General features: G+C 63.9%; 19 protein-coding genes and 3 pseudogenes. 12 read left to right on the plus strand and 10 right to left on the minus strand.

Translation table 11 applies throughout. From position 1 onward, the window contains the following. Window positions 1-90 precede the first annotated feature (90 nt). Entirely contained in the window at window positions 91-1,392 is a 1,302-nt protein-coding gene (locus tag DLM46_RS35905; RefSeq protein ID WP_115109167.1) for a sensor domain-containing phosphodiesterase, read from the minus strand. 701 nt (window positions 1,393-2,093) lie between these two features. Here DLM46_RS35905 and DLM46_RS35910 point away from each other — a divergent pair. Continuing rightward, entirely contained in the window at window positions 2,094-2,384 is a 291-nt protein-coding gene (locus DLM46_RS35910; RefSeq protein WP_115109169.1) for a putative quinol monooxygenase, read from the plus strand. Window positions 2,385-2,560: 176 nt separating this feature from the next. Here the strand turns inward: DLM46_RS35910 and DLM46_RS35915 are convergent, their stop codons facing one another. From DLM46_RS35915 to DLM46_RS35925, 3 genes are all read right to left on the minus strand, one after another. Continuing rightward, complete coding sequence (locus DLM46_RS35915) at window positions 2,561-2,818, minus strand: hypothetical protein (protein WP_007182306.1); 258 nt, start codon at window positions 2,816-2,818, stop codon at window positions 2,561-2,563. Between the two features lie 268 nt (window positions 2,819-3,086). Then, window positions 3,087-3,332: a hypothetical protein gene (locus DLM46_RS35920; RefSeq protein WP_115109171.1), complete on the minus strand. Its 246-nt coding sequence runs from the start codon at window positions 3,330-3,332 to the stop codon at window positions 3,087-3,089. Window positions 3,333-3,577: 245 nt separating this feature from the next. Next, window positions 3,578-4,297, minus strand: a complete 720-nt coding sequence (locus DLM46_RS35925) for a YdcF family protein (RefSeq protein ID WP_115109173.1) — start codon at window positions 4,295-4,297, stop codon at window positions 3,578-3,580. Between the two features lie 268 nt (window positions 4,298-4,565). Here DLM46_RS35925 and DLM46_RS35930 point away from each other — a divergent pair, with 268 nt between their 5' ends. Further along, window positions 4,566-4,889 (plus strand): hypothetical protein, encoded by a 324-nt coding sequence (locus DLM46_RS35930; RefSeq protein WP_115109175.1) that lies wholly within the window; start codon window positions 4,566-4,568, stop codon window positions 4,887-4,889. Window positions 4,890-5,175: 286 nt separating this feature from the next. On the opposite strand, the gene DLM46_RS35935 is transcribed toward DLM46_RS35930, so the two are convergent. Together DLM46_RS35935 and DLM46_RS35945 are read right to left on the minus strand one after the other, a co-directional pair. Then, window positions 5,176-5,430, minus strand: a complete 255-nt coding sequence (locus DLM46_RS35935; protein ID WP_115109177.1) for a hypothetical protein — start codon at window positions 5,428-5,430, stop codon at window positions 5,176-5,178. Between the two features lie 305 nt (window positions 5,431-5,735). Beyond that, window positions 5,736-6,131: pseudogene (locus DLM46_RS35945) on the minus strand (transposase); the annotation flags it as partial. A 409-nt stretch (window positions 6,132-6,540) separates the two neighbouring features. Between DLM46_RS35945 and DLM46_RS35950 the strand changes: the two are divergent. The 5 genes from DLM46_RS35950 (at window position 6,541) to rluB (ending at window position 12,293) form a co-directional block, all read left to right on the plus strand. Then, window positions 6,541-7,443, plus strand: coding sequence for a LysR family transcriptional regulator (locus tag DLM46_RS35950; protein WP_115109182.1), 903 nt, complete (start codon window positions 6,541-6,543; stop codon window positions 7,441-7,443). 173 nt (window positions 7,444-7,616) lie between these two features. After that, complete coding sequence (locus DLM46_RS35955) at window positions 7,617-8,840, plus strand: pyridoxal phosphate-dependent aminotransferase (protein ID WP_115109207.1); 1,224 nt, start codon at window positions 7,617-7,619, stop codon at window positions 8,838-8,840. Window positions 8,841-8,913: 73 nt separating this feature from the next. Then, window positions 8,914-9,165 (plus strand): hypothetical protein, encoded by a 252-nt coding sequence (locus tag DLM46_RS35960; RefSeq protein ID WP_115109184.1) that lies wholly within the window; start codon window positions 8,914-8,916, stop codon window positions 9,163-9,165. Window positions 9,166-9,193: 28 nt separating this feature from the next. Further along, on the plus strand, window positions 9,194-10,384 hold the full coding sequence (gene scpB, locus DLM46_RS35965) for an SMC-Scp complex subunit ScpB (RefSeq protein WP_115109187.1): 1,191 nt from the start codon (window positions 9,194-9,196) through the stop codon (window positions 10,382-10,384). A 67-nt stretch (window positions 10,385-10,451) separates the two neighbouring features. Next, window positions 10,452-12,293, plus strand: coding sequence for a 23S rRNA pseudouridine(2605) synthase RluB (rluB, locus tag DLM46_RS35970; RefSeq protein ID WP_115109189.1), 1,842 nt, complete (start codon window positions 10,452-10,454; stop codon window positions 12,291-12,293). Here the strand turns inward: rluB and DLM46_RS39210 are convergent. Further along, window positions 12,232-12,660 (minus strand): hypothetical protein, encoded by a 429-nt coding sequence (locus DLM46_RS39210; protein WP_133300436.1) that lies wholly within the window; start codon window positions 12,658-12,660, stop codon window positions 12,232-12,234. The two genes, rluB and DLM46_RS39210, sit on opposite strands and share 62 nt — an antisense overlap. Before the next feature lie 183 nt (window positions 12,661-12,843). Between DLM46_RS39210 and rimP the strand changes: the two genes are divergently transcribed. The 5 genes from rimP to truB all read left to right on the plus strand — a co-directional run bounded on the left by rimP (window position 12,844) and on the right by truB (window position 19,429). Continuing rightward, the gene (gene rimP, locus DLM46_RS35975) at window positions 12,844-13,302 is read left to right on the plus strand and encodes a ribosome maturation factor RimP (protein WP_007182297.1); all 459 of its coding nucleotides are present in this window, start codon (window positions 12,844-12,846) and stop codon (window positions 13,300-13,302) included. Continuing rightward, window positions 13,299-14,774 (plus strand): transcription termination factor NusA, encoded by a 1,476-nt coding sequence (gene nusA / locus DLM46_RS35980; protein ID WP_115109191.1) that lies wholly within the window; start codon window positions 13,299-13,301, stop codon window positions 14,772-14,774. The genes rimP and nusA overlap by 4 nt, the downstream gene beginning before the upstream one ends. Before the next feature lie 94 nt (window positions 14,775-14,868). Then, complete coding sequence (gene infB, locus DLM46_RS35985; protein WP_115109194.1) at window positions 14,869-17,823, plus strand: translation initiation factor IF-2; 2,955 nt, start codon at window positions 14,869-14,871, stop codon at window positions 17,821-17,823. Between the two features lie 186 nt (window positions 17,824-18,009). Further along, a complete protein-coding gene (rbfA, locus tag DLM46_RS35990) occupies window positions 18,010-18,375 on the plus strand; it encodes a 30S ribosome-binding factor RbfA (RefSeq protein ID WP_115109196.1) in 366 nt (121 codons plus the stop codon). Window positions 18,376-18,493: 118 nt separating this feature from the next. Then, entirely contained in the window at window positions 18,494-19,429 is a 936-nt protein-coding gene (gene truB, locus DLM46_RS35995; RefSeq protein ID WP_115109199.1) for a tRNA pseudouridine(55) synthase TruB, read from the plus strand. Between the two features lie 103 nt (window positions 19,430-19,532). Here the strand turns inward: truB and DLM46_RS36000 are convergent. From DLM46_RS36000 to DLM46_RS36010, 3 genes and pseudogenes are all read right to left on the minus strand, one after another. Next, window positions 19,533-21,104 (minus strand): annotated as a pseudogene (locus DLM46_RS36000) (DHA2 family efflux MFS transporter permease subunit); the annotation flags it as partial. Between the two features lie 22 nt (window positions 21,105-21,126). After that, on the minus strand, window positions 21,127-22,353 hold the full coding sequence (locus DLM46_RS36005; RefSeq protein WP_115109203.1) for an EmrA/EmrK family multidrug efflux transporter periplasmic adaptor subunit: 1,227 nt from the start codon (window positions 22,351-22,353) through the stop codon (window positions 21,127-21,129). Window positions 22,354-22,429: 76 nt separating this feature from the next. Next, a pseudogene (locus DLM46_RS36010) lies at window positions 22,430-23,362 on the minus strand (efflux transporter outer membrane subunit); the annotation flags it as partial. Window positions 23,363-23,487 lie beyond the last annotated feature (125 nt).

Genomic DNA, 23,487 nt, shown 5'->3' on the forward strand with positions numbered 1-23,487 from the left:
GCCTGGCGAACGGCGAACGGCGAACGGCGAACGGCGAACGGCGAACGGCGAACGGCGAACGGCGAACGGCGAACGGCGAACGGCGAACGCTCAGCGCTTGCCGCCCCGGCCCGTACCCGTAGAACGCGTGCCGGCGGGCGAGGGTGTCGGCACGAAGTCGACACATAGCACGTGGGTACCGTCGCGGTCGAACGCGATCGCCGCGGTGTAGCAGTCTTCGCCGTCGGCCAGCGAATAGTGTGGACCCATCATTGCGACGCGCCCCGGAGCGGCCAAAGCATGCTTGAAATAGGTGCGCCGCGACCAGTTGCTGCGCGCGTTGGCGTAGAGCGGCGCGAGCCGCTGCGGTGGCGGCGGTACTGCCGCCGCTGTCACCGATGGCTGAGTCTGTTCGCCCTGACCGTCGGTGACGAACACCCGGCGCGCCTCGCGCAAATGCCAGACTTTCTGCGCCGCCTGCTGCAGATCGCCGGTCGCTTTGAACGTGTCGGCGGCAGCCAGCGCCGCTTCGGCGAAACCTTCGAAGCCGAGCCGCTGATGGCCGACATGCGCGCGTTCGTAGTCGGCGAACTTGCTCCACATCGACTCGATCAACGCGGGCACCTTCGCACACGCGGCCTGCACCGAGCCCTTCGGCTGGCCGAGCCAGAAACCCTGTACGAAATCGACGTCGGCCTGCATCAGGATCATCAGTTCTTCGTCGGTTTCGACGCCTTCGGCCAGCACCAGCGTGCCGGACTGATGCAGCATCGCGACCAGGTGGCTGATCATCGAGTCGTCGCCCTCGCGCTTGCCCGCACGCGCCACCAGCGAGCGGTCGAGCTTGACGATGTCGGGACGGAAGCGCCACACGCGGTCGAAGTTCGAGAAGCCGGTGCCGAAGTCGTCGATCGCGATCAGGAAGTCGCGCGGCTGCGAAGCGGCGAGCATGCTCGCGACGGCGGATTCGTCGTCGGCCGGCTGTTCGAGCACTTCGATCACGATGCGCTCCTGCGGCAGGCCGAAGTGCGCCGAAAGCTCGTCGATGAAGGCGCGTTGCGGCCAGCCGGTTTCGAACACCTGCGGGCGGGTATTCAGGAAGAGCCAGCCGGTCTCGATGCCTTGCTCCATGAAATTCGCCACGTGCAGGCAACGCGCGATGCGGTCGATCTCGCGTGCGTCAGCGGCCGAACGGGTGCCGGAAAACAGCACCTCCGGCGACACCGGCAAGCCGACCGGATCGAACGCGCGCAGCAGCCCCTCGTAGCCGACCACGCATTGATGCGTCACCGACAGTACCGGCTGGAACACGCTATGCAAGCTCAGCGCGCGCCACGTCGCGGTCCAGCCGGACTCGTCCCGGACCAGATGCGGGAGCAGGCCGCTCAGGGTCAATTCGCTGACGGTTGGCATAAGGGCGGACATGAGAGCGGGCATAAGGAAATCGCAGCAAGCGGCGGGTGACGGGGCGCACAAATGGATTGTGCGCGCGATAGATGCAAAGCCCAAGCGCCGGCAGGGGGAGGCACGCAAGGCCCGGGAACGCGGAGAGCGATGCCAGCCATGCTGGACTCCGGCGGATTAGTCAAAACCAGTCTAACAGCTCGCACTTCGCATGAATGTGCGGGTTATCACAGACGCAGGCAACGGTGGATTCACAGCAAACCGGCCGCCGACACGCGAGTTCGACACGGCGCCGCGGGCGTCGGCGTGTGATTCGCCGGCGTTTGTCTCGGGCATCCGAGCCTCTGAGCCTGGCCCACGAGTCGCGCGGATGAAGCAGAACCTATGAAGCCGAACCTTATAAATCCGAACCTTATAAAGCCGAGCGTATCAGGGCGGCAAGCGGATGCCCGCCAAACTCCAGGCAAGGACGGTGCTCAGACGTTTGCCGGGTGGCCGGTCCTGGCCGAGGCCGTGTCAAAACACGCGGCCGCCGACGGCTTCGTAAAGAGGGGCCTTCGAGAACGCTCTATACGGGCTTCTGAGCATCTCGGGAGGGGAAAAGTCACCCCTCGAAAACAGACACGTTTTACGTTTTGACGCGGCTTCGGCCGCCTGCACGTTTGCCGGGTGGCGCGTATGCTGCTGCTTTTCATGAAACGGAGTCAAGCATGGCGGAAATCGCGGTGGTCGCAATCTTTGTGGCAAAGCCGGGCTATGAAGAGCAATTGCGTGAAGCGCTTGAAGGCATCGTCGGGCCGACCCGCAATGAGCAGGGCGTCCTTCAATACGACTTGCATCGCGACGTGGAGGAGCCGCGCCGGTTCGTGTTTGTCGAGCGTTGGGAAAGTCAGGAGGCTTTGGCTGTGCATGCCAGATCCGCGCATATTCTGGCTTACAGGAAAGCCGCGGCGGATTGGGTCGAGCATGGGGAAATTCGAGTCGTGTCGAAGATCGTGTAGCGAGCGCGAAGCGGGGTGAGCGCGGGATGCGGAGCGGGAAGTGAAGCGGGAAGCGAAGCGAGGCGCGAAGTGGAATGCAAAGCGGACGAACGGCGGTTCAGCGCGATGTGAACCGCCAGGTAAGGGCGAACGAGCCGCGTGGCCGGCTTGGGCTTGTGCTTCGCTCGCCGTTGCTTTTAGTGCGTCGCTTGCGGGACGTCGAGAATCAGAATGATGGTCCAGTCGGCGTCGCCATCGTGATGATATTGTCGCTCCGCGACGATGAACGGTTGCTGCTTGCCGTCCGGGCCGAGAAACAGCACGTCGCCTTCCATCGGCAGGCACTCGACGGGCGGCAGCGCGAGGAACGCTTCCTGACCGCCGCGCGGCATCAGTTTTTCGATTTTGCGGGATGCTGCTTCAGTCCATTCGATATCTAGCTGGATGTTGCTCATGCTGTCCTCCGCACCAAGGTGCGCACGGGTTAGGGGGATTCCGGCTGGGCTTCCGGTCGGTGCGCGACTTTAGCATACCGTCCGCCACGCGCAGGCGCGCGTGGAACGCCGTGGCGCTTCTTGAACGAGGCCCAGGCCGGCATGCCACTCATCGCACGTTCCCGGGTCCTTCTCTCGTTCATTAGACAGCAAAAAAGCCGAAACCGGCGGCACCGGTATCGGCTTTTCATCTTCGCGGAGAGGCCACGGGTGACGCTGTCAGCTACGCTTACGAACTCGCGGCCTCGGCCTTGGCAGCCTTCTTATGATGCGGGGCAGCTTTATGATGTTTGGCAGCCGGCATGGCCGGCGCGCTTTCCATTGCTTGCTGCCGGTTTTGCAAATCTTGCGCACGCTGCTCGACGTCAGCGGCCTTGGCCGGATCGGTGCTCATCATGACGCCGCCTTCCTGCGCATAAGCCGCGCCCGTTACGGCGCTGAGGGAAACCAGGATCGCCAGGGACACTTTCTTCATGTTACCTCCGTAGAGTGGTTGTGGACCCGAGTATTTGCCTGTCCAATCGGAGAGACAATGCATTCTAGCGAGCAATATCCGCTCCAGCGGACGTTTGTAACGGCGTTGACAATTGGTTACATCTTGTTACGCTGCGCCCCCAGCCTATACCCCGCGCCAGATCCCATATAGCACACCGCTGTGTCTTGTTCGTGTTTTAAAACATTCGTATTGCTAAATAAATCGCTTTTCATTACAGCGGTAATTCAGAACCAGCCGATCGCACGGTAGACGTGAAATTGTGCAATCCCAACCAGTTCGTGCAGCGCAATTTCGGCACTCACAAGATTGTCATAACACGGTAGTAGACCGAGATGTGCGCGCCGCGCACTGGAGATCAACGGTTGCGGTGCGAGCCCAAAGCGATGGAAGTCGAGCAATGCTCGAGGCATCTGATACGCGGAGGTAACGAGTATCAACGCATCGTAGTGTGTGCGTTCGACGATCGCCGATACGTTGCGCGCATTTTCGTACGTCGTGCGGCTGCGGTTCTCCAGCACGATATCCGCGCGCGGCACCTGTTTGCGCAGCAGGTAGGGCAGGTAGGTATCAGCTTCGGTCGAACGATGCCGCTGTGGGTTGCCGCCGCTTACGATCACCGCGCACGTCGCTGCGGTGCGCTTGCAGGCGGCGTAGTTGTCGGCGCTGACCGCGATGCGTGCAAGCACGTCGCGCGGCGGAACCAGTTCGTCTTCGTGGTCGTACTCGGTGCCGCCGCCGAGCAGGACGATCGCCGTGCGCGGCGCGAAGGTGGCGGGTGCGTTCGTCTGCCGATGCGGCTGCGCCAGTTCGAGCAACGGGGCGGTTAGCCAACCGGCGGCGAGCAGCCAGAACAGGGCAACCGTGCAAACGGCAAGGTGTCCGCGGGCGCGTTTCCATAGCACGATTGCTGCAAAAAAAAGCGCTAATAAAGTGAATAGAATCAATTTAAATGGGGTAACGTATGACTTTCGGGACAATCCACCAGCTTGCTATCGCGCCGCAGCGGTTGCATCGTCGGCTTGTGGACAGAACGCTATCATGCGTCGCGACGGGGGTCCTGAAAACGAGACCAAGCAGAACCTGGCGGGAGCCGGCGGCATCGCATACGTACAGCCGGCTTTCGGTCACGGGCGGGTGCTATGCGCATCACTGGTGGCGCGGTGACGTGTTGGGCAAAGATGTGTCATAGCTGCACTTTAAGAAAGAAGTGAGATGACCACGTATTCCAACGAAGCGGTACTTGAAGCGCTGCGGCGAGCGCAATATCGCCAGGTCCCATGGGCCAAACGACCGGGTGTATTCCAATATCTCCGGGCGCTTGGCCTGATGGACACTGTCCGGCAGCGCACGGTCGCGCCTGCACCGGGTTTCCATGCTCCTGTCGATATCGCCGTGCTGACCGAGCGGGGCAGAGCCGAGTTCGCACGACTCGAGCACAGTGAGCGTCTGCTGAGCTGGTCTGCGCAGCGAATGAACGACTACGCCGTCGCCACAGCCGAAACGCGGCCTGCAGCCGCTCTCGAAGTCAGGCCTTAGGGCCCTCGGCGGACTGGCGTTGTTTCCCCGGCCGTACCACGCGGCCGGCGGCAATTTTATTCTCTGCTGATTCGCGGGCGCGGCCCGGGCCGTCCCTGCTTGAGCGAAAAAATTGGCAAAAAAAAAGCCCGTATCGCAAGGATACGGGCGTACCGGAATTACTACTGCCACGCTGTGCTAATGGCGTTAAATCAGACTGATTCAGCGCCGGGTGGTTCCCCCAATCGCTTGATTCGCACTACCGCGCACTTCAACTCACGATGTATGGGGCACGCGAGGTCCGCGCCTAGCGACGGCGCGGCGGATCTTCGCGTGGCGGTTCGGGCCGTGCGCGGACATTGCTTGCGATATCGCCGCGCAAATCGCCTCGTGGCACCGGCGGCGTGAAGTCGCGGTTGCGCGCTGCGCTTTGTTGCCAGGCGTCCACCGAGGCCGTGTGATCCGGCCGCGAGCTCGAGCCTTGCGGGCGCTGCTGTGCGAGCGCCGGTGCGGCCATTGATGAAACGACAATGCCGCACAGAAGCAGTGACATTGGTTTCATGCTGAGCTCCCGTCAAGCCGATCGACTCAAGGCCTGTTTGCATACACATACGGTATGCCGGGTAGCGAAAGCACGCTGTAAGCAATAGTAAATGGATGTTTCACCGGCAACAGCCGTGCGGCTTCACCTATCTGAAACCGCGTGAAACCGCGCGACGGCAAATTCGAGGAAGCTGAAGCGGACGATCAGGATGGGCGCGCCGTAGAACGCTGCCCAAGACAGGCCGGTCAAGCGCGCGAACGCGCGGGCGGCCCGGATACGCGCCGGGCGCCCGCAGGCGCCCGGAGGCAAAACAATTCGCGTCAGGCCATCTTGACCGGCGCGCGCCACGATTCCGGATTGGTCCAGAACGCGCCACGCAGACGGTCGCGGCTCGGCGGTGCCGGCGGTTTCGCAGCGGTCGCGCCAATGCGCCCACGCAGCGAAATTTCGCGGCCGCTCGTGCCGAGTCGTTTAACTATTTCGGCGAGCGTACCATCGGCTTGCCACTCGTCGAAGCGGCGGCGGCAAGTCGGCGGCGACGGATACCGGCCGGGCAGCTTGGACCAGCCTTCGCCCGTCGACAGCACCCAAAGCACAGCGTTGACAACCGCGCGTGCTTCCACGCGTGGCCGACCGCGCCGTTCGCTCCGTGCTGGCTCCGCACAGAACAACGCCTCGACCAGCGCCCACTCGTTGTCTCTCAAATCGTCGAACAGCATCATGTTTCACCTCAGCGAAGCTAACTCCGGTGCGCTGCCCCGCGCCGCGCACTCTCCATGCACTCGATAGGCGAGTGCCAAGGGGGGTCGGGCTTGCCACGGTCTGCTATGCAGTCAGAAGTCATGGCGCCGACCCTGTGTGCATGTAAATGCAGGAAGTGTGCCAAGTTGAGTCCGACTGCCTGCAAGCCCCGTAACGGCGGGCCAGCGCGGGCGCTAGCTAGGGGCGTATAAGAATCCAAAAAACCCATCTCGCAAATCGGGACAATCACCAATCTTGTGCAATCAAGCCCGGCCAGCGTGCGTTTGCGCCTTATTGCCGCATTGCAGCGAGGTAATCCGGCACGGCGCCTGTGCGGCATTTCGCCATACAATGCGCATCAAACGATGTTATTGATGAGATCGGTAAATGAATGTGACGCTGCGTCAGCTAAGGGTTTTCATCGAGGTGGCCCGTTTGCGGAGCTTCAGCCGCGCGGGCGATGAGATCGGCCTGACGCAATCGGCGGTCAGCCGCTGCGTGCGCGAACTGGAGGGCGAAATCGGCCTCAAGCTGATCGACCGCACTACGCGCGAGGTGCAACTCACTGACGTCGGCGGCAACCTGGTGTCGAGCGTGTCGCGTCTGTTGACCGATCTGGACGACGCGCTGCGCGAGATTCGCGAAATCGGCGAGCAACGGCGTGGCCGCGTGGTGGTCGCGGCCAGCCCGACGGTGGCCTGCCGGTTGATGCCCGGCGTGGTGGCGTCGTGCGGCAGGCAATTCCCGTACATTGCGCTGGGTTTGCGTGACGACGTGCAAAGCGACGTGGTGCGCAAGGTCAAGTCGGGCGAAGTCGATTTCGGCGTCATCATCGGCCCGTTTTCCACCGACGACCTCATCAGCGAATCGCTGATGACAGATTCGTTCTGCGTCGTGTCGCGCGACGATCATCCGCTGGCGGCTCAGAAACAGGTGGCGTGGACGGATCTCGAGGGCCAGAGGCTCGTCATGCTCGACTATGCGTCCGGCAGCCGGCCGATCATCGACGCGGTGATGAACGAGCATGGCGTCAGCGCCACGGTGGTGCAGGAGTTGGGGCATTCGGCGACCGTTTTTGGGCTGGTCGAGGCGGGCGTGGGCGTGAGTGTGCTGCCGTGGCTGGCTTTGCCTTTGCCGGCGAACGCCTCGCTGGTGGCGCGACCGTTGGTGCCGCGCGCCGAACGCACGGTCGAACTGGTGCGGCGACGCGACCGGTCGCTGTCGCCGGCGGCGGAGGCGGTGTGGGGGCTGATCCGGCAATTGCCGGCGCGGGCTGAGGACCTGGGCTGAAGTCCTTGGGTGCGCGGTTGAGGCGCAATAAGTGCGAGTGCGCGTTTGGCGTCGCGTGGGGCGCCGTCGCGGCTGCTCGACCGGTGGCTTCGCCGCCTCGGAAACAGGCGTCGCGCTAAACTGTCGCCTTTCCTGAACCCCGACCTTGACCTGTCATTCGTGTGGAAGCCTCGATGAGCGAATCGGATCTGCCTGTGCCATCCGTCCCTAACGCGCGCGATGCCGTGCGCGCACTGCGTCCTTCGCAGATCCGTGAGGTTGCCAACGCCGGTTTCGGCGTCCCCGACGTGCTGCCGTTCTGGTTCGGCGAGTCCGACCGGGTGAGCCCGGCTTTCATCCGCGACGCCGCCAGCGCCGCGTTGGCCGCCGGCGCGACCTTCTATACGCACAACCTGGGCATCGCGCCGTTGCGCGCCGCGCTCGCTGACTACGTCAGCGAACTGCACGGTCCGACTTCGTGCGATAACGTCGCGGTGACGAGCGCGGGCGTCAATGCGCTTATGCTGGCCGCGCAGCTGGTGGTCGGCGGGGGCGACCGTGTCGTCGCGGTGACGCCGTTGTGGCCCAACCTGGTCGAGATCCCGAAGATTCTCGGCGCGCATGTCGAAACGGTGGCGCTCGGCTATGGCGAACACGGCTGGCAGCTCGATCTCGAGCAATTGCTGGCTGCCCTCACGCCGGACACGAAGATGTTGCTCGTCAACTCGCCGAACAATCCGACCGGCTGGGTGATGAGCCGCGACGAGCAGCGCGCCGTGCTCGCGCATTGCCGGCGCCACGGCATCTGGATTGTCGCGGACGAAGTCTACGAGCGTCTTTATTACGGGGATGCCGGCATCGATGCCGACGGCGCCGGGTCACGCACCGCGCCGTCCTTTCTCGACCTGGCCGCGCGCGACGAACGCGTGATCTGCGTGAACTCGTTCTCGAAAGCATGGCTGATGACCGGCTGGCGGCTCGGCTGGATCGTCGCGCCGGCCGCGCTGATGGACGATCTGGGCAAACTGGTCGAATACAACACTTCGTGCGCACCCGCTTTCGTGCAGCAGGCGGGCATCGCGGCCGTCCAGCTGGGCGAACGCTTCACGCAGGAGCTGGTGCGCGATCTTAAGGCGTCGCGCGATCATCTGGTGCGGGCGCTGTCGGCGGTGCCGGGCGTCGACCTGAAGACGCCGCCGGGTGCGATGTATCTGTTTTTCTCGATGCCGGGGGCCTCGCGCAGTCTCGAGTTGTGCAAGGCGCTGGTGCGCGAAGTGGGGCTGGGTGTGGCGCCCGGCAGCGCGTTCGGCCCGCAGGGCGAGGGTTTCGTGCGCTGGTGCTATGCCTGCGATACGGCGCGGCTGGACGCGGGCGTCGAGCGTCTGCAGCGGTTTCTCGCGCAGCACGGCGCACATTGAACGATGGCGGAGGCGAAGCCGGCCGGAGAGGCGAGTTTCAGGTCCAAGTTCGTACGCTTTTGCTCTGAAGCAGATGGCCCAGAGCATCGGCGGAAAATGCGCGGTGGATTTCGTCAGGGATTTCGTCTTTACGCACCGGTTGTTTTTGCGTAATATGGCGCTCAGTCACGCGGTTCCTTTCAGGAATATCGCTGCTCCGTCCGGCTGGGTTTGGCTCGATTGCCTGTTTCGCCTCCCCCCGGTGCGTGCTCCCATCAATATGACCGATCAGAATCGGGCGAGCGCGTCTTCAGTTCCACATCGTCTGTTTGATCCGGTTCTTTGACCCTAACTCATAAGGTCGACCTGGCTGCATGAATACCCAAGAGGCGAAGATCGTCCTCGAGACTGCTTTGATCTGCGCGCAGGAGCCGTTAAAGCTCGGCGAACTGCGCAAGCTCTTTGCCGACGGCGTGTCGGCAGATACCGTTCGGACTTTGCTCGAAGACCTCAGGCAGGATTGGTCTGGGCGCGGTGTGGAGTTGGTCGGGCTGGCTTCGGGCTGGCGGTTTCAAAGCAAGCCCGCGATGCGTTCGTATCTGGATCGTTTGCATCCCGAGAAACCGCCGAAATATTCGCGTGCGGTGCTCGAAACGCTCGCGATCATCGCGTATCGGCAACCGGTCACACGCGGCGATATCGAAGAGATTCGCGGCGTCACCGTGAATACGCAGGTCGTCAAGCAGCTTGAAGATCGGGGCTGGATCGAAGTGATCGGCCATCGTGATGTTCCGGGCCGTCCGGCGCTGTACGCGACCACGCGGCAGTTTCTCGACGACCTGGGTTTGAAGGCGCTCGACGAATTGCCGCCGCTTGCCGATCCGTCGGCGCAGCTGAATGCGGATCTGCTCGGGCAGCACGCGATCGAGTTCGCCGACGCTGAAGCCGCGCAGGCGCTGGCCTCGGGCGAGGCGGTTGAGCCCGAAGCGGATGCGGAAACCGCCGCGGTCGAAGCCGATCCGGTTGCGGCCGAATCCTTCCGCGCGGCTGGGAGCGACGCGGAACAAAGCGCCCCGCAAGCAGCGGGCGAGACGCTGCATACTGAATCCGCAGACGTTGAATCCGCGGTCCCGGCGAGTCACGCCGATGGCGGCGACGTCGAACAAGCGGGAGTGGAGCCTGCTAGAGAGCATCAAGCGCTGCACGATCGGCCCCAGCGTGGCGAGCAGGGTGAGCCGGTAGAGCAGGCCGATAGCGCTGCGGATGCCGCGCCGGCGTCCGAGCTGCATCAGGACGCTGCTGCCAGGCCGGCCGCGCGAGAGCATGCTGAAGCTGCACACGTTGAACCGCAAGCCGGCGCCGCCGAGCCTGCACTGAATCACGATCCGGTCTCCCAGGCCGATCCGGCAATACCCGCGCACGGCTCGGGCGTACTCCGCGAAACGGAGCACACCACCGAGCCGAACCCGACCAAGGTGGCGCACGGCGATCCTGAGGATCGCCGCGATGCTGCACAGGACGCAGGTGTTCTGACTGACGACGAACCCGAGTCGCGCAGCGCCTGACGTAACCGAACTATTTTTTTTGCCGCGCCCGCAAGGGGCGTGCGCGACCTGACATTTTGAGGTTGTTTTGACACATACCCACGACACCGATTCGTCCGAATCCGAGCGCGCCGTGCCGTCGGCGCGCGCCGACGAAGCGCGCACCACGCAAGCGTCGGCAGGCGAGGGCGAGCGCCCGGCGCAGACCACGGAAGCAGAGGGTGAAGACCGTCCGCGCCGTGGCCTGCGTCGCGGGCCGCGCAGCCTGATTGCGCGGCGCCGCGCCGGGGCGAAGCCGAAGGGCGCCGAAGGCGCGCCGGTCGTCACCGAGGCGCCACCGGACGGCGAAGTCGTCGCGCAAGTGCGTACGCCGCGTAAGGATGCGGGCGCCAAGGGCCAGGGGCCGCGCCGCAACGCGGGCGGCGCGAAGCGCGAAGGCGGTCAGCGCGAGGGCGCGCCCCGCGAAGGCGGACCTCGCGAGCGTCAGCCCCGCGAAGGCGGTCAGCGTCAGAATCGGCGCGGCGGCGAAGCGCCGGCAGCGGCGGCTGAAGCCAGCCAGGACGATCTGTTTTCGTATGTCACGTCGCCCGCTTTCGATGCGGACAACAACGCCACCGGCGGCGTGCGCGCCCCGATGCTGCGCCGTGGCAAGCCGGCTGCGCCCAAGCGCGTGCTGTCGCCGGATGACGACGCGCCGAAGCTGCACAAGGTGCTGGCCGAAGCGGGCATGGGCTCGCGCCGCGACATGGAAGAGCTGATCGTGGCCGGCCGGGTATCGGTGAACGGCGAACCTGCGCACATCGGCCAGCGCATCATGCCGACCGACCAGGTTCGCATCAACGGCAAGCCGGTCAAGCGCAAAGTGGCCAGCAAGCCGCCGCGTGTGCTGCTGTATCACAAACCGACGGGCGAAATCGTCAGCCACGCCGATCCGGAGGGCCGTCCGTCCGTGTTCGACAAGCTGCCGCCCATGAAGACCGCCAAGTGGCTCGCGGTCGGCCGCCTCGACTTCAACACCGAAGGTCTGCTGATGCTGACCACCTCGGGCGATCTGGCGAACCGGTTCATGCATCCGCGTTATAGCGTCGAGCGTGAGTATGCGGTGCGCGTGGTTGGCGAGCTGGCTGAAGGGATGCGTCAGAAGCTGTTGAACGGCGTCGAGCTGGACGACGGTCCGGCGAACTTCCTGCGTATTCGCGACGGCGGCGGCGAGGGCACCAACCATTGGTATCATGTCGCGCTCGCCGAAGGGCGTAACCGCGAAGTGCGCCGCATGTTCGAAGCGGCCGGCCTGATGGTCAGCCGCCTGATCCGTACGCGTCACGGCCCGATTTCGCTGCCGAAGGGCTTGAAGCGCGGCCGCTACGAAGAACTCGAAGACAATCAGGTGCGCGCGTTGATGGCCTCAGTCGGTCTGAAGGCGCCCACTGAAGAACGAGGTGGCCGCAATGCCGCGCCCGAGCGTAAGCAGCCGGATCCGATGCAGACGTCGATGGGCTTCATCAGCCGCGAGCCGGTGCTGATGTCCCATGGTCGTTTCGACCAGCAGCAGCCTCGTGGTCAGGGCCGGCGCGGGGCGGCGGGCGGCGGCTTCGGCGGCGGTGGTGCGGGCTCCGGTTTCGGCGGCGGCTACGGCAATCGCGGTGCGGGCCGCGGCGCCGGTGGCTTTGGCGGCCCGACGGGCGGCGGCGTGGGCGGCCCGCGTGGCGGCCGTGACGTCGACGGCAATCGTGCGCCGTCGGGCAACAGCAATCGCGCTGCGGGCGGCGGCAAGCGTGCCGGCGGCAACAGCGCCAATCCGGGCGGCGGCAACCGCGGGCCGGGCGGCAATCGCGGCGGTAACGCCAATCGTGCTGGCGGCAGCAACGCTAACGCGGGCGGCGCCAATCGTGGTGGCGGCGCGCCGCGCGGCCGCTCGCGGGGCCGTTAGGCGGTAGGCGCAGTTGGCCGGGCAGCCGGCGCGCTCGTTTGTTCTTTGGCGATAACGTCAGGCTGCCGTGAGAATCAATTAATAAGCTAAGCGCTGCGGGTTTTATGTCGCGCACAAAAATGTCGCGCATAAAAACCGCAGCGTGCGCATAAGTAGGGGCAGAGTTTCTTGCCCGATTTACCGGCCGCCGCTGGCGCATGGTGCGAATCAGCTTGCAAAAGGCTGACGCCGTCGCGATATCGTTGAAATAGCGTTGCAGGATTGCGATGAAATCACGCGGAAATGCGCTTCGCGCGGCGTTCCGCGGTTTGCGTTTGTCCCGAAAAATGGCTACAATCGCAGAGTCGCTGGGCGTGCGGCTTTTCATGTGCGGCTCAGGTGCGACCACCGGCAATAAGATGATGGGCGTTTAGCCCATTTTTTTTTGCCGCTCAGTTCATCGTGGTTCGGCATCTCGGGTAGCACGAACGTGCGCCGGCTTGGCGCGCGGCCCGCATGGATTGTTTGCAAAACAAGCGGCGCTCGCCGCGCGAACATCTTAGAGGGCACTGTGCAACTGACGGAACTGATTGAAACCACGGTCGTGGGACTCGGCTACGAGCTCGTCGATCTCGAGCGCACCGGGCGCGGCATGTTGTGTATTTATATCGACCAGCCGGCCGGCATCGCGATCGAAGACTGCGAGAAAGTCACGCGTCAGCTCCAGCACGTTCTGACGGTCGAAAATATCGATTACGAGCGGCTTGAAGTGTCGTCGCCGGGTCTCGACCGCCCGCTGAAAAAACTGGCGGATTTCGAACGCTTCGCGGGCAGCGAAGTGGTTATCACATTGAAAAAGCCATTGGACGGACGGAAATCGTACCGGGGCATTCTGCATGCTCCGCAAGGCGAGACGATCGGTCTGGAATTTGAAGGGAAGGAAGGCGCCGCGATGCTTGATTTCACGCTCGCGGACATGGATAAAGCACGCCTCGTTCCGAAAGTTGACTTTAGGAGCCGCAAACAATGAGTCGCGAAGTGTTGATGCTGGTGGATGCGCTGGCACGCGAGAAGAACGTCGACAAAGACGTGGTATTTGCCGCGCTCGAGGCGGCCCTCGCTTCGGCCTCCAAGAAACTCTTCGAAGAAGACGCGGACATCCGCGTCCAGATCGACCGTGAAAGCGGCGAGCACGAAACGTTTCGCCGTTGGCGCGTGGTGCCGGACGAAGCCGGTTTGCAGGAGCCCGATCAGGAAATTCTGCTGTTCGAAGCACGTGAACAGAAGCCCGAAATCCAGCTCGACGAATACATCGAGGAACCGGTGCCGTCGATCGAATTCGGCCGCATCGGCGCGCAGGCCGCCAAGCAGGTGATCCTGCAGAAGGTGCGTGACGCCGAGCGCGAGCAGATCCTGAACGACTTCCTCGAGCGTGGCGAAAGCATCATGACCGGCTCGGTCAAGCGCCTGGACAAGGGTAACTTCATCGTCGAAACCGGCCGTGTCGAAGCGCTGCTGCGTCGCGACCAGCTGATTCCGAAGGAAAACCTGCGCGTGGGCGACCGCGTGCGCGCCTATATCGCCAAGGTCGATCGCACCGCGCGCGGTCCGCAGATCGAACTGTCGCGTACGGCCCCTGAATTCCTGATGAAGCTGTTCGAAATGGAAGTGCCGGAAATCGAACAGGGCCTGCTGGAAATCAAGGCGGCGGCGCGCGATCCGGGCGTGCGCGCCAAGATCGGCGTGGTCGCTTACGACAAGCGCATCGACCCGATCGGCACCTGCGTCGGCATTCGCGGTTCGCGCGTGCAGGCCGTGCGTAACGAGCTCGGTGGCGAAAACGTCGACATCGTGCTATGGTCGGAAGATCCCGCCCAGTTTGTGATCGGCGCGCTCGCGCCGGCAGCCGTCCAGTCGATCGTCGTCGACGAAGAAAAGCATTCGATGGACGTCGTCGTAGACGAAAACGAACTGGCGGTCGCGATCGGCCGCAGTGGCCAGAACGTGCGTCTTGCCAGCGAACTCACCGGCTGGCAGATCAACATCATGACGCCGGACGAATCTGCGCAGAAGCAGAATCAGGAACGCGGCGTACTGCGCGACCTGTTCATGGCGCGTCTCGATGTCGACGAGGAAGTCGCCGACATCCTGATCGACGAAGGCTTCACGAGCCTCGAAGAGATCGCTTATGTGCCGCTCAACGAGATGCTCGAAATCGAAGCATTCGACGAAGACACCGTTCACGAACTGCGTAATCGCTCGCGCGACGCGTTGCTGACGCAGGCGATCGCGAATGAAGAAAAGGTCGAAAATGTCGCACTCGACCTGAAGAGTCTGGAAGGCATGGACGCCGACCTGCTCGCCAAGCTTGCCGAACATCAGATCCAGACGCGCGACGAACTCGCCGAACTGGCTGTGGATGAACTGGTCGAGATGACCGGAATGGAAGAGGATGCCGCTAAGGCGTTGATCATGAAAGCACGTGAACACTGGTTCCAGTGAGAAATGACCATGGCGCACTAAATTGAACGCGGCCGTCAGGCCGCATGACCCGATGCTAACCGCAAGGAATCGGTCCTTGCATTAAGAGGAATGAATGGCGAGTAACAACGTAGCCCAATTTGCCGCGGAACTGAAAATGCCTGCAGGCGTGCTGCTCGAGCAGCTGCAGGCGGCGGGCGTCCAGAAAGCGAGCGAAGACGACAACCTGTCCGAGGCGGACAAGGCGCGTCTGCTCGACCACTTGCGCAAGTCGCACGGCTCCAACGATGCCGACAAGCGCAAGATCACGCTGACGCGCCGGCATACGTCGGAGATCAAGCAGTCCGACGCGACGGGTAAAGCTCGCACCATTCAGGTCGAGGTGCGCAAGAAGCGCACCTTCGTCCGCCGCGACGAATCCGCCGCTGAAGGCGCGGAAGCATCGAATCATGTGGCCGAGGCCGAGGTGGACGACCTCGAACTCCAGCGTCGTGAAGAGGAAGCTCGTCACGAAGCCGAACTGCTCGAAAAGCAGGCTCAGGAGCTGAAGGCGCGTCAGGAACAACTCGAACGCGAAGAGGCCGAGCGTCAGGCGCGCGAGCAGGCTGCCGAAGCCGAGCGCCGCCGTGCGGAAGAAGAAGCGGCGAAGAAGCGCGCGGCGGCTGCGGCCGAAGCGGCTTCTCGCGAGACGGCTCAAGCGGCGCAAGCCACTGCGCAGCCGGCCGCAGCGAAGGCTCAGCCGGCAGCTGCCAAGGCCGCCGAGCCGACGGCTGAGCAGGACGACGAGCGCGCTGCGGCAGAGCGCGCCGCTCAACGCGAAGCGGCGAAGAAAGCGGAAGACGCGGCGCGTCAGGCCGCCGAAAAGACGCGCGCCGAGCAGGAAGAAATCAGCAAGCGCCGTGCGGCGGCGGAAGCCGAAGCACGGGCGATTCGCGAAATGATGAGCACGCCGCGCAAGGCGCAGGTCAAGGCGCCGGAACCGGCACCGAAGCCTGCTGAGCCGGCCAAGGCCGCTGAAGCCAAGGGCACGCTGCACAAGCCGGCGCGTCCGGCAGGCGAAGCACCGGCGCGTCCGGCAGCCAGGAAGCCGGCTGCCGCGGCTCCGGCTGCTCCGGCCGCTGCACCGTCGTCGGCTGGCGACAAGAAGAAGCCGGGCGCCGGCAAGGGCGGCTGGCAGGACGACGCAGCGAAGCGCCGCGGCATCAAGACGCGTGGCGATACGAGCGGTGGTGTCGATCGCAGCTGGCGCGGTGGCCCGAAGGGTCGCGGCAAGCATCAGGAGCAGAGCACCACGTTCCAGGCGCCGACCGAACCGATCGTGCGTGAAGTGCACGTGCCGGAAACCATCACGGTCGCCGATCTGGCGCACAAGATGGCGGTGAAGGCATCGGAGGTCATCAAATCGATGATGAAGCTCGGCCAGATGGTCACGATCAACCAGATGCTGGACCAGGAAACGGCGATGATCATCGTCGAGGAACTGGGCCATCACGCGGTTGCGGCCAAGCTGGACGATCCGGAAGCCATGCTGGTCGAAGGCGAAATTTCCGACGCGGAAGCACTGCCGCGTCCGCCGGTCGTCACGGTCATGGGCCACGTCGACCACGGCAAGACGTCGCTGCTCGACTACATCCGCCGCGCCAAGGTTGCAGCGGGTGAAGCAGGCGGGATTACGCAGCACATCGGCGCCTATCACGTCGAAACGCCGCGCGGCGTCATCACGTTCCTCGACACGCCGGGTCACGAAGCCTTTACGGCCATGCGTGCCCGTGGTGCGAAGGCAACCGACATCGTGATTCTGGTGGTCGCAGCCGACGACGGCGTGATGCCGCAAACGAAGGAAGCGATCGCCCACGCGAAGGCAGGCGGCGTGCCGCTCGTCGTCGCGATCAACAAGATCGACAAGCCCGAAGCGAATCCGGAGCGCGTCAAGCAGGAGCTGGTCGCCGAAGGCGTCGTGCCGGAAGAATACGGTGGCGATTCGCCGTTCGTGCCGGTGTCGGCCAAGACCGGCGCGGGTATCGACGATCTGCTGGAAAACGTGCTGCTGCAAGCCGAAGTGCTGGAACTGACGGCACCGGTCGAAGCACCGGCCAAGGGTCTCGTCATCGAAGCGAAGCTCGACAAGGGTAAGGGTCCGGTTGCAACGATCCTCGTCCAGTCCGGTACGCTTAACCGCGGCGACGTGGTGCTGGCAGGCAGCGCCTACGGTCGCGTGCGAGCCATGCTCGACGAAACCGGCAAGCCGACCAAGTCCGCTGGCCCGTCGATCCCGGTCGAGATTCAGGGTTTGTCGGAAGTGCCGCAGGCTGGCGAAGAAATGATCGTCATGCCCGACGACCGTAAGGCGCGTGAAGTCGCGCTGTTCCGCCAAGGCAAGTTCCGCGACGTCAAGCTGGCCAAGCAACAGGCCGCGAAGCTCGAGAACATGCTGGAACAGATGGGCGAAGGCGAAGTGCAGTACATGCCGCTCATCGTCAAGGCCGACGTGCAAGGTTCGCAGGAAGCTTTGGTGCAGTCCCTGCTCAAGCTGTCCACCGACGAAGTGCGCGTGCAGATCGTGCACGGCGCCGTGGGTGGCATCAGCGAGTCCGATGTCAACCTGGCAACGGCTTCGAAGGCGGTCATCATCGGCTTCAACACCCGTGCGGATGCACAGGCTCGCAAGCTGGCGGAAGCCAACGGCGTCGATATTCGCTACTACAACATCATCTATGACGCAGTGGATGAAGTGAAGGCCGCGATGTCGGGCATGCTGGCACCGGAGAAGCGCGAGATCGTGACGGGTACGGTCGAAGTGCGTCAGGTCTTCAAGGTGCCGAAGATCGGCGCGGTGGCCGGCTGTATGGTCACGGACGGTTTCGTCAAGCGCTCGTCGTCGGTGCGTGTGCTGCGCAACAACGTCGTCATCTTTACGGGCGAGCTCGATTCGCTCAAGCGCTTCAAGGACGACGTGAAGGAAGTCCGTCAGGGCTTCGAGTGCGGTATGTCGATCAAGAACTTCAACGATATCGTCGAAGGCGATCAGTTCGAAGTCTTCGAGGTTACCGAAGTCGCGCGTACGCTGTAATTCACGCGGCACGGCAAAAGGGGCGGAGCGGGCTTCAACGCCCGCTCCGCCCGTTGTTTTTGGCCGTGCCGTTTCGCGCCCGCAGCGGTCATGGCGGTTGTTCCAGCCGCTTCATCGCCGCCTGGAAAAAACCGCGGCACGCGCGAACAACCTTTGCCATCCGCCGGAACGGATCATCCATTCACCATGCCTAAAAAACGAACTTCTCCCAATCGCAACGTGCAGATCGCCGATCAGATCCAGCGCGATCTGTCCGAACTGCTGCGCGAGGTCAAGGACCCGCGCATCGGTATCGTCACGATTCAAAGCGTCGAACTGACGCCGGACTATGCGCACGCGAAGGTCTATTTCACGACGCTGACGGGCGACCCGCAGCAGACGCTGGAAGCACTCCAGCACGCGGCCGGCCATCTGCACAATCAGCTGTTCAAGCGCCTGCATATCCACACCGTGCCGACGCTGCATTTCCACTACGACAAGACCATCGAACGTGCCGTCGAAATGTCGCGTTTGATCGACGAGGCGAATGCCAATCGCGCGAAAGAGGATTGAACGCGCGGGTTCTGTCCGCGTCCTCATCCGCGCGCTGATTGCGCCCATGCTTGCGTCCTGACCCAGCGTCCTCAGCCGCGCTGTTTTTCGTACCCATTGAAGCTTTCGTCTTTCTGACATGACCGCACCTCAACGCCCCCGCGTGCCGCGTCGCGCGCTCGACGGCGTGCTGCTGCTCGACAAGCCGCTCGGCTTGTCGAGCAACGACGCGCTGATTCGGGCGAAGCGTCTCTATCTGGCGAAAAAGGCGGGCCATACCGGCACGCTCGATCCACTAGCCACCGGTCTGTTGCCGCTGTGTTTCGGCGAAGCCACCAAGTTCTCGCAGGACCTGCTCGAAGCCGACAAGACCTACGAGGCGACCATGCGCCTCGGCATCCGCACGACCACCGGCGACGCCGAAGGCGAAGCGCTCGACACGCGCGAGGTGACGTGCGACGAGGCTGCTGTAAAGGCTGCGCTGGGCACTTTCCTCGGCGGCATCGTTCAGGTTCCGCCGATGTATTCGGCGCTCAAGCGCGACGGCAAGCCGCTCTACGAATACGCGCGCGCTGGTCAGACGGTCGAGCGGGAAGGGCGTCAGGTGACGATCCATGCGCTCGAGCTGCTCGCCTGCGCGCTGCCGGACGTCACGTTTCGCGTGACGTGCAGTAAAGGCACCTACGTCAGGACGCTGGCCGAGGATATCGGTGAAGCGCTCGGTTGTGGCGCACATCTGGTCGCGTTGCGGCGCACGAGTGTGGGCGCGCTGACGTTGGAAAATTCGGTGACCCTCGACGCGCTGTCCGACGCGACGCAAAGCGAGCGCGATGCGTGGCTGCAACCGGTCGATGCGTTGCTGTCCACCTTCCCGCTCGTGCAATTGAACGAAGACGCGACACGGCGATTCCTGCATGGCCAGCGCTTGAAACTCTCCGAACTGACCCTCAGCGCGGACGCGCTGAACGCGCCACGGGTTCGCGTCTACGCCGCGCAAGGCCGCTTGCTTGGCGTCGCGAAACAGGGCGAGGGCGTGCTTGCGCCGGAGCGGTTGGTGGTGACAGCCGCGAGCTGAACCGCGTTCGCAGCCCGGCGCGCAGCAACGAAAAAGGCGGAACCGCTCGATAGCGGTTCCGCCTTTTTCCATGCGGCCGGCTGTCTTGGACCGGCGCTAGAACTCAGTGCGCCGCCGCGGCTGCGGCACCAGCGTCACCGCCCGCGCGTTCCGGCTTGGTGATCCAGATGAGCGCAATCAGCGCGACAAAGATGCCGGCGGAAACAAAGAACAGATCGTTCACGCCCAACTGCGCCGCTTGCTGCGTGGCCATTGTGTTGAAGAGACCATACGCCTGCGGCTGACTGAACCCCGCTGCACCCATCTGCCGGATCGATTGATCGAACACCGGGTTGTACGCATTCGCCTGTTCCGACAACTGCGCGTGATGCATGATGGTCCGGTGATCCCATGCGGTCTGGAAGATCGAGGTGCCGATCCCGCCGCACATGATCCGCACGAAGTTCGACAGACCCGACGCGGCCGGAATCCGGTTGCCCGACAAACCCGACAGCGTGATCGACACCAGCGGGATAAAGAACCCGGCCATGCCGATGCCTTGGATCAGCGTCGGCAGCAGCAGCGAATAGGTATCGACGCCGGTCGTATAACGCGAGCGCATCCAGAAGCACAGCGCAAACACGAGGAACGACAGGGTCGCGATATAGCGCGGATCGGTCCGCGGCAACACCTTGCCGGTGATCGGCGACAGCAGCACCGCGAAGAGGCCCACCGGCGCCATCACCAGACCGGCTTCGGTTGCGGTGTAGCCAATGTCGGTTTGCAGCCACAGCGGCAACAGCACGAGATTGCCGAAATAGAGTCCGTAGCCGATCGACAGCGCGACCGTGCCGCCCGTGAAATTGCGCCGGCTGAAGAGCGACAGGTCGACCACCGGATGCTCGGCCGTCAATTCCCATACGATGAAGAACGCGAGCGCAATCACCGCGACCAGCGCCAGAACGACGATGGTGGTCGACGAGAACCAGTCGAGATCCTTGCCCTTATCGAGCATCACCTGCAACGAGCCGACCCAGGCGATCAGCAGGCCGAGTCCGACGCCGTCGATCGGCGCCTTTTTGACGACCGAGTCGCGCTTGCGGAAGATCATCCACGTCGCCGCCGCAGCAATCGCGCCGACCGGAATGTTGACGTAAAAAATCCAGGGCCACGAGATGTTGTCCGAGATCCAGCCGCCGAGAATCGGGCCGGCCACTGGCGCAATCAGCGTGGTCATCGCCCACATCGACAGAGCCATGGGCGCCTTGGCGCGCGGATAGCTGGCGAGCAGCAGCGTTTGCGACAGCGGAATCATCGGGCCGGCCACCGCGCCTTGCAGCACGCGCGAGGCGAGCAGAAAGGGCAGGGTGGGCGCGAGGCCGCACATCCACGACGAGATCACGAACAGCACGATCGACGCCATGAACAGGCGCACCTGGCCGATGCGGTCGGTGAGCCAGCCGGTCAGCGGCACGGAAATCGCGTTGGCGACCGCGAACGACGTGATCACCCACGTACCCTGATCGGACGAGACACCGAGGTCGCCCGAAATCGACGGGATCGACACGTTCGCAATCGACGTGTCGAGCACGTTCATGAACACGGCGAGCGACACCGCGATGGTGCCGATCACGAGTTGCGCGCCCTCGAGCGGCGGGTGAGGGACTTGCGCCTGAGCCTGAGCCATTAAAAAAGCCTTGTATGAGTCGTGGCGAGGCTTACATCAGCTTCGCAGCGGGCTTGGCGGCGCCTGCTTGCGTCGACTTCTGCGAGCCGCCGTTCGGGCCTGCGTTCTCCGAGATGATGCGGGCGATTTCCGCGTCGGCTTCGTCGCCGTACTTCTCGAACACGTTGGTTTGATAAACCGTGTTCGGCGCCTGGCCAAGCTGGCCGCCTTCATCGTTCTTGATGGCCACGTCCGCTTGCATCGACAGGCCGATGCGCAGCGGGTGCTTCTCGAGTTCCTGCGGGTCGAGCGCGATCCGCACCGGCAGACGTTGCACCACCTTGATCCAGTTGCCGGTCGCGTTCTGCGCGGGCAAAAGCGAGAAGGCCGAACCCGTGCCCGCCGAGAAGCCGACCACCTTGCCGTGGAACACTACCGAAGAGCCGTACACGTCGGCCGTCAGTTCAACCGGCTGACCGATGCGCATGTGCTTCAACTGCACTTCCTTGAAATTCGCGTCGACCCACACGCCGCCGAGCGGCACGATCGCCATCAGCGGGGTGCCCGGCGAGACGCGCTGGCCGACCTGCACCGAGCGTTTCGCGACGTAGCCGGTGACCGGCGCCGGCAGGTTGTTGCGCGCGTTGTTCAGGTACGCGTCGCGGACCTTCGCAGCGGCGGCCTGGACGTTCGGGTGATTCGCGATCGTGGTGTTGGCGGTCAGCGCGCGGTTCGACGCCAGTTGCTGCTGGGCTGCGTCGACGGCGGCCTGCGCGCTCTTCACGGCGTCGCGCGCGTGCGAGATTTCTTCCTGCGACACGGCGCCCGTTTGCGCGACCGTGAGACGGCGCTTCAGGTCGTCCTGCGCGCGCGACAGATCGGACTGGCGCACGGCGACTTGCGCCAGGTATTGATCGTCGTCGGCGAACAGGCCGCGCACCTGGCGCACCGTCTGCGCGAGATTGGCTTCGGCCTGTTCGAGCGCGACGCGCGCGTCGGCAGGATCGAGCACGACGAGCGGGTCGCCGGCCTTCACGGTTTGCGTGTCGTCCGCGTTCACGGCGACCACCGTACCGGTGACCTGCGGCGTGATCTGCACGACGTTGCCGTTCACGTACGCGTCGTCGGTGTCCTCATGGAAGCGCGCGACGAGGAAGTAGTACAGGCCATAGGCGATCGCTGCGGTCAGGATCACGATGACGAGCAGCGTCATCATGAGCTTGCGTTTGCCGGTGTTCGCCGGTTGTGCGGGGGCCGCGGGCTGTTGGGGGGTGCTCATGGATGTGCTCCGGGTTCTCTCAAGCGTCGTCGTTTATGCGGATGTTCGGGCGAGTATGCGTCGCGTCGATGTAGCTTCAGTTTGCGGCGGCGGTCGCGGCGGTCACCGGGGCGTCGGCCGGCACCACGAGGCCGGTCTGCGTCGCGTCGAAACCGCCGCCGAGCGCCTTGATGAGGCCGATCTGCAAGCCGCGGCGGCGCATCTTCAGGCCCGTCACCGTCTGTTCGGCGGCAAGGCGGTTCTGGTCGGCGGTCAGCACCTGCAACTGCGGCGACAAACCGGCCTTATAGCGGATCACTGCCAGCTGGTACGCCTTGGTCGACGCGTCGAGCGCGCGTTGGGCGTCGCCCGATTGCTGGTCGATCGAACGGATCGACGAGACCTGCGTTGCCACATCCGACAGCGCGTTGATCAGCGTCTCGTTGTAGTTCGCTACATCGAGGTCGAAGTCGGCATAGCGGCCCTTCAATTGCGAGCGCAGCGCGCCGGCGTCGAAGATCGGCAGGTGAATCGCCGGGCCGAATTGCATCTGACGGCTACTCGATTTCAGGAAGCGGCCCCAGCCGAACGCGTCGAATCCGAAGCCGGCCGCGAGATTCACGTCCGGAAAGAATTCGGCCTTCGCTTCCTTCACGTCGTGCATGGCCGCTTCGACCTGCCAGCGCGCGGCGACGATATCGGCGCGGCGCGCCACGAGGTCGGCCGGCAGGTTGTTCGGCAACGCTACGGCGTTGCCGGTGGTCAGCACCGGCTCGGCGATTTGCAGACCGCGATCCGGGCCTTTTCCGAGCAGCGCGCCCAGCTGATAACGCGCCACCGTGATCTGGCCGTCGAGGTCGGTCAAATTCGACTGGCTGGTCGCGATGTTGCCGTTCGCGGTTTGCCGCTCGACGTTGGTGTCGAGACCGGCGGTGACGCGGCCATCGGTAATCCGGCCGATGTCCTGGCGGTTGGCGATCTCACGCTGCGCGATATCGCGGAACGCATACAGTTGCGCGAGCTGGTTATAGGCATCTCGTTATACAGAAGTGTCGTAGCCGTCGCGCAAGATCTGGATGGTGATCACAGCATCCATGACTCGCTGCATGCCGATCCACAGCGTCTTCGCGCCCGGTTCGCCATCGCTCTTGCGCC

It is taken from the genome of Paraburkholderia lacunae, from assembly GCF_003353175.1.
Lineage (GTDB): Bacteria > Pseudomonadota > Gammaproteobacteria > Burkholderiales > Burkholderiaceae > Paraburkholderia > Paraburkholderia lacunae.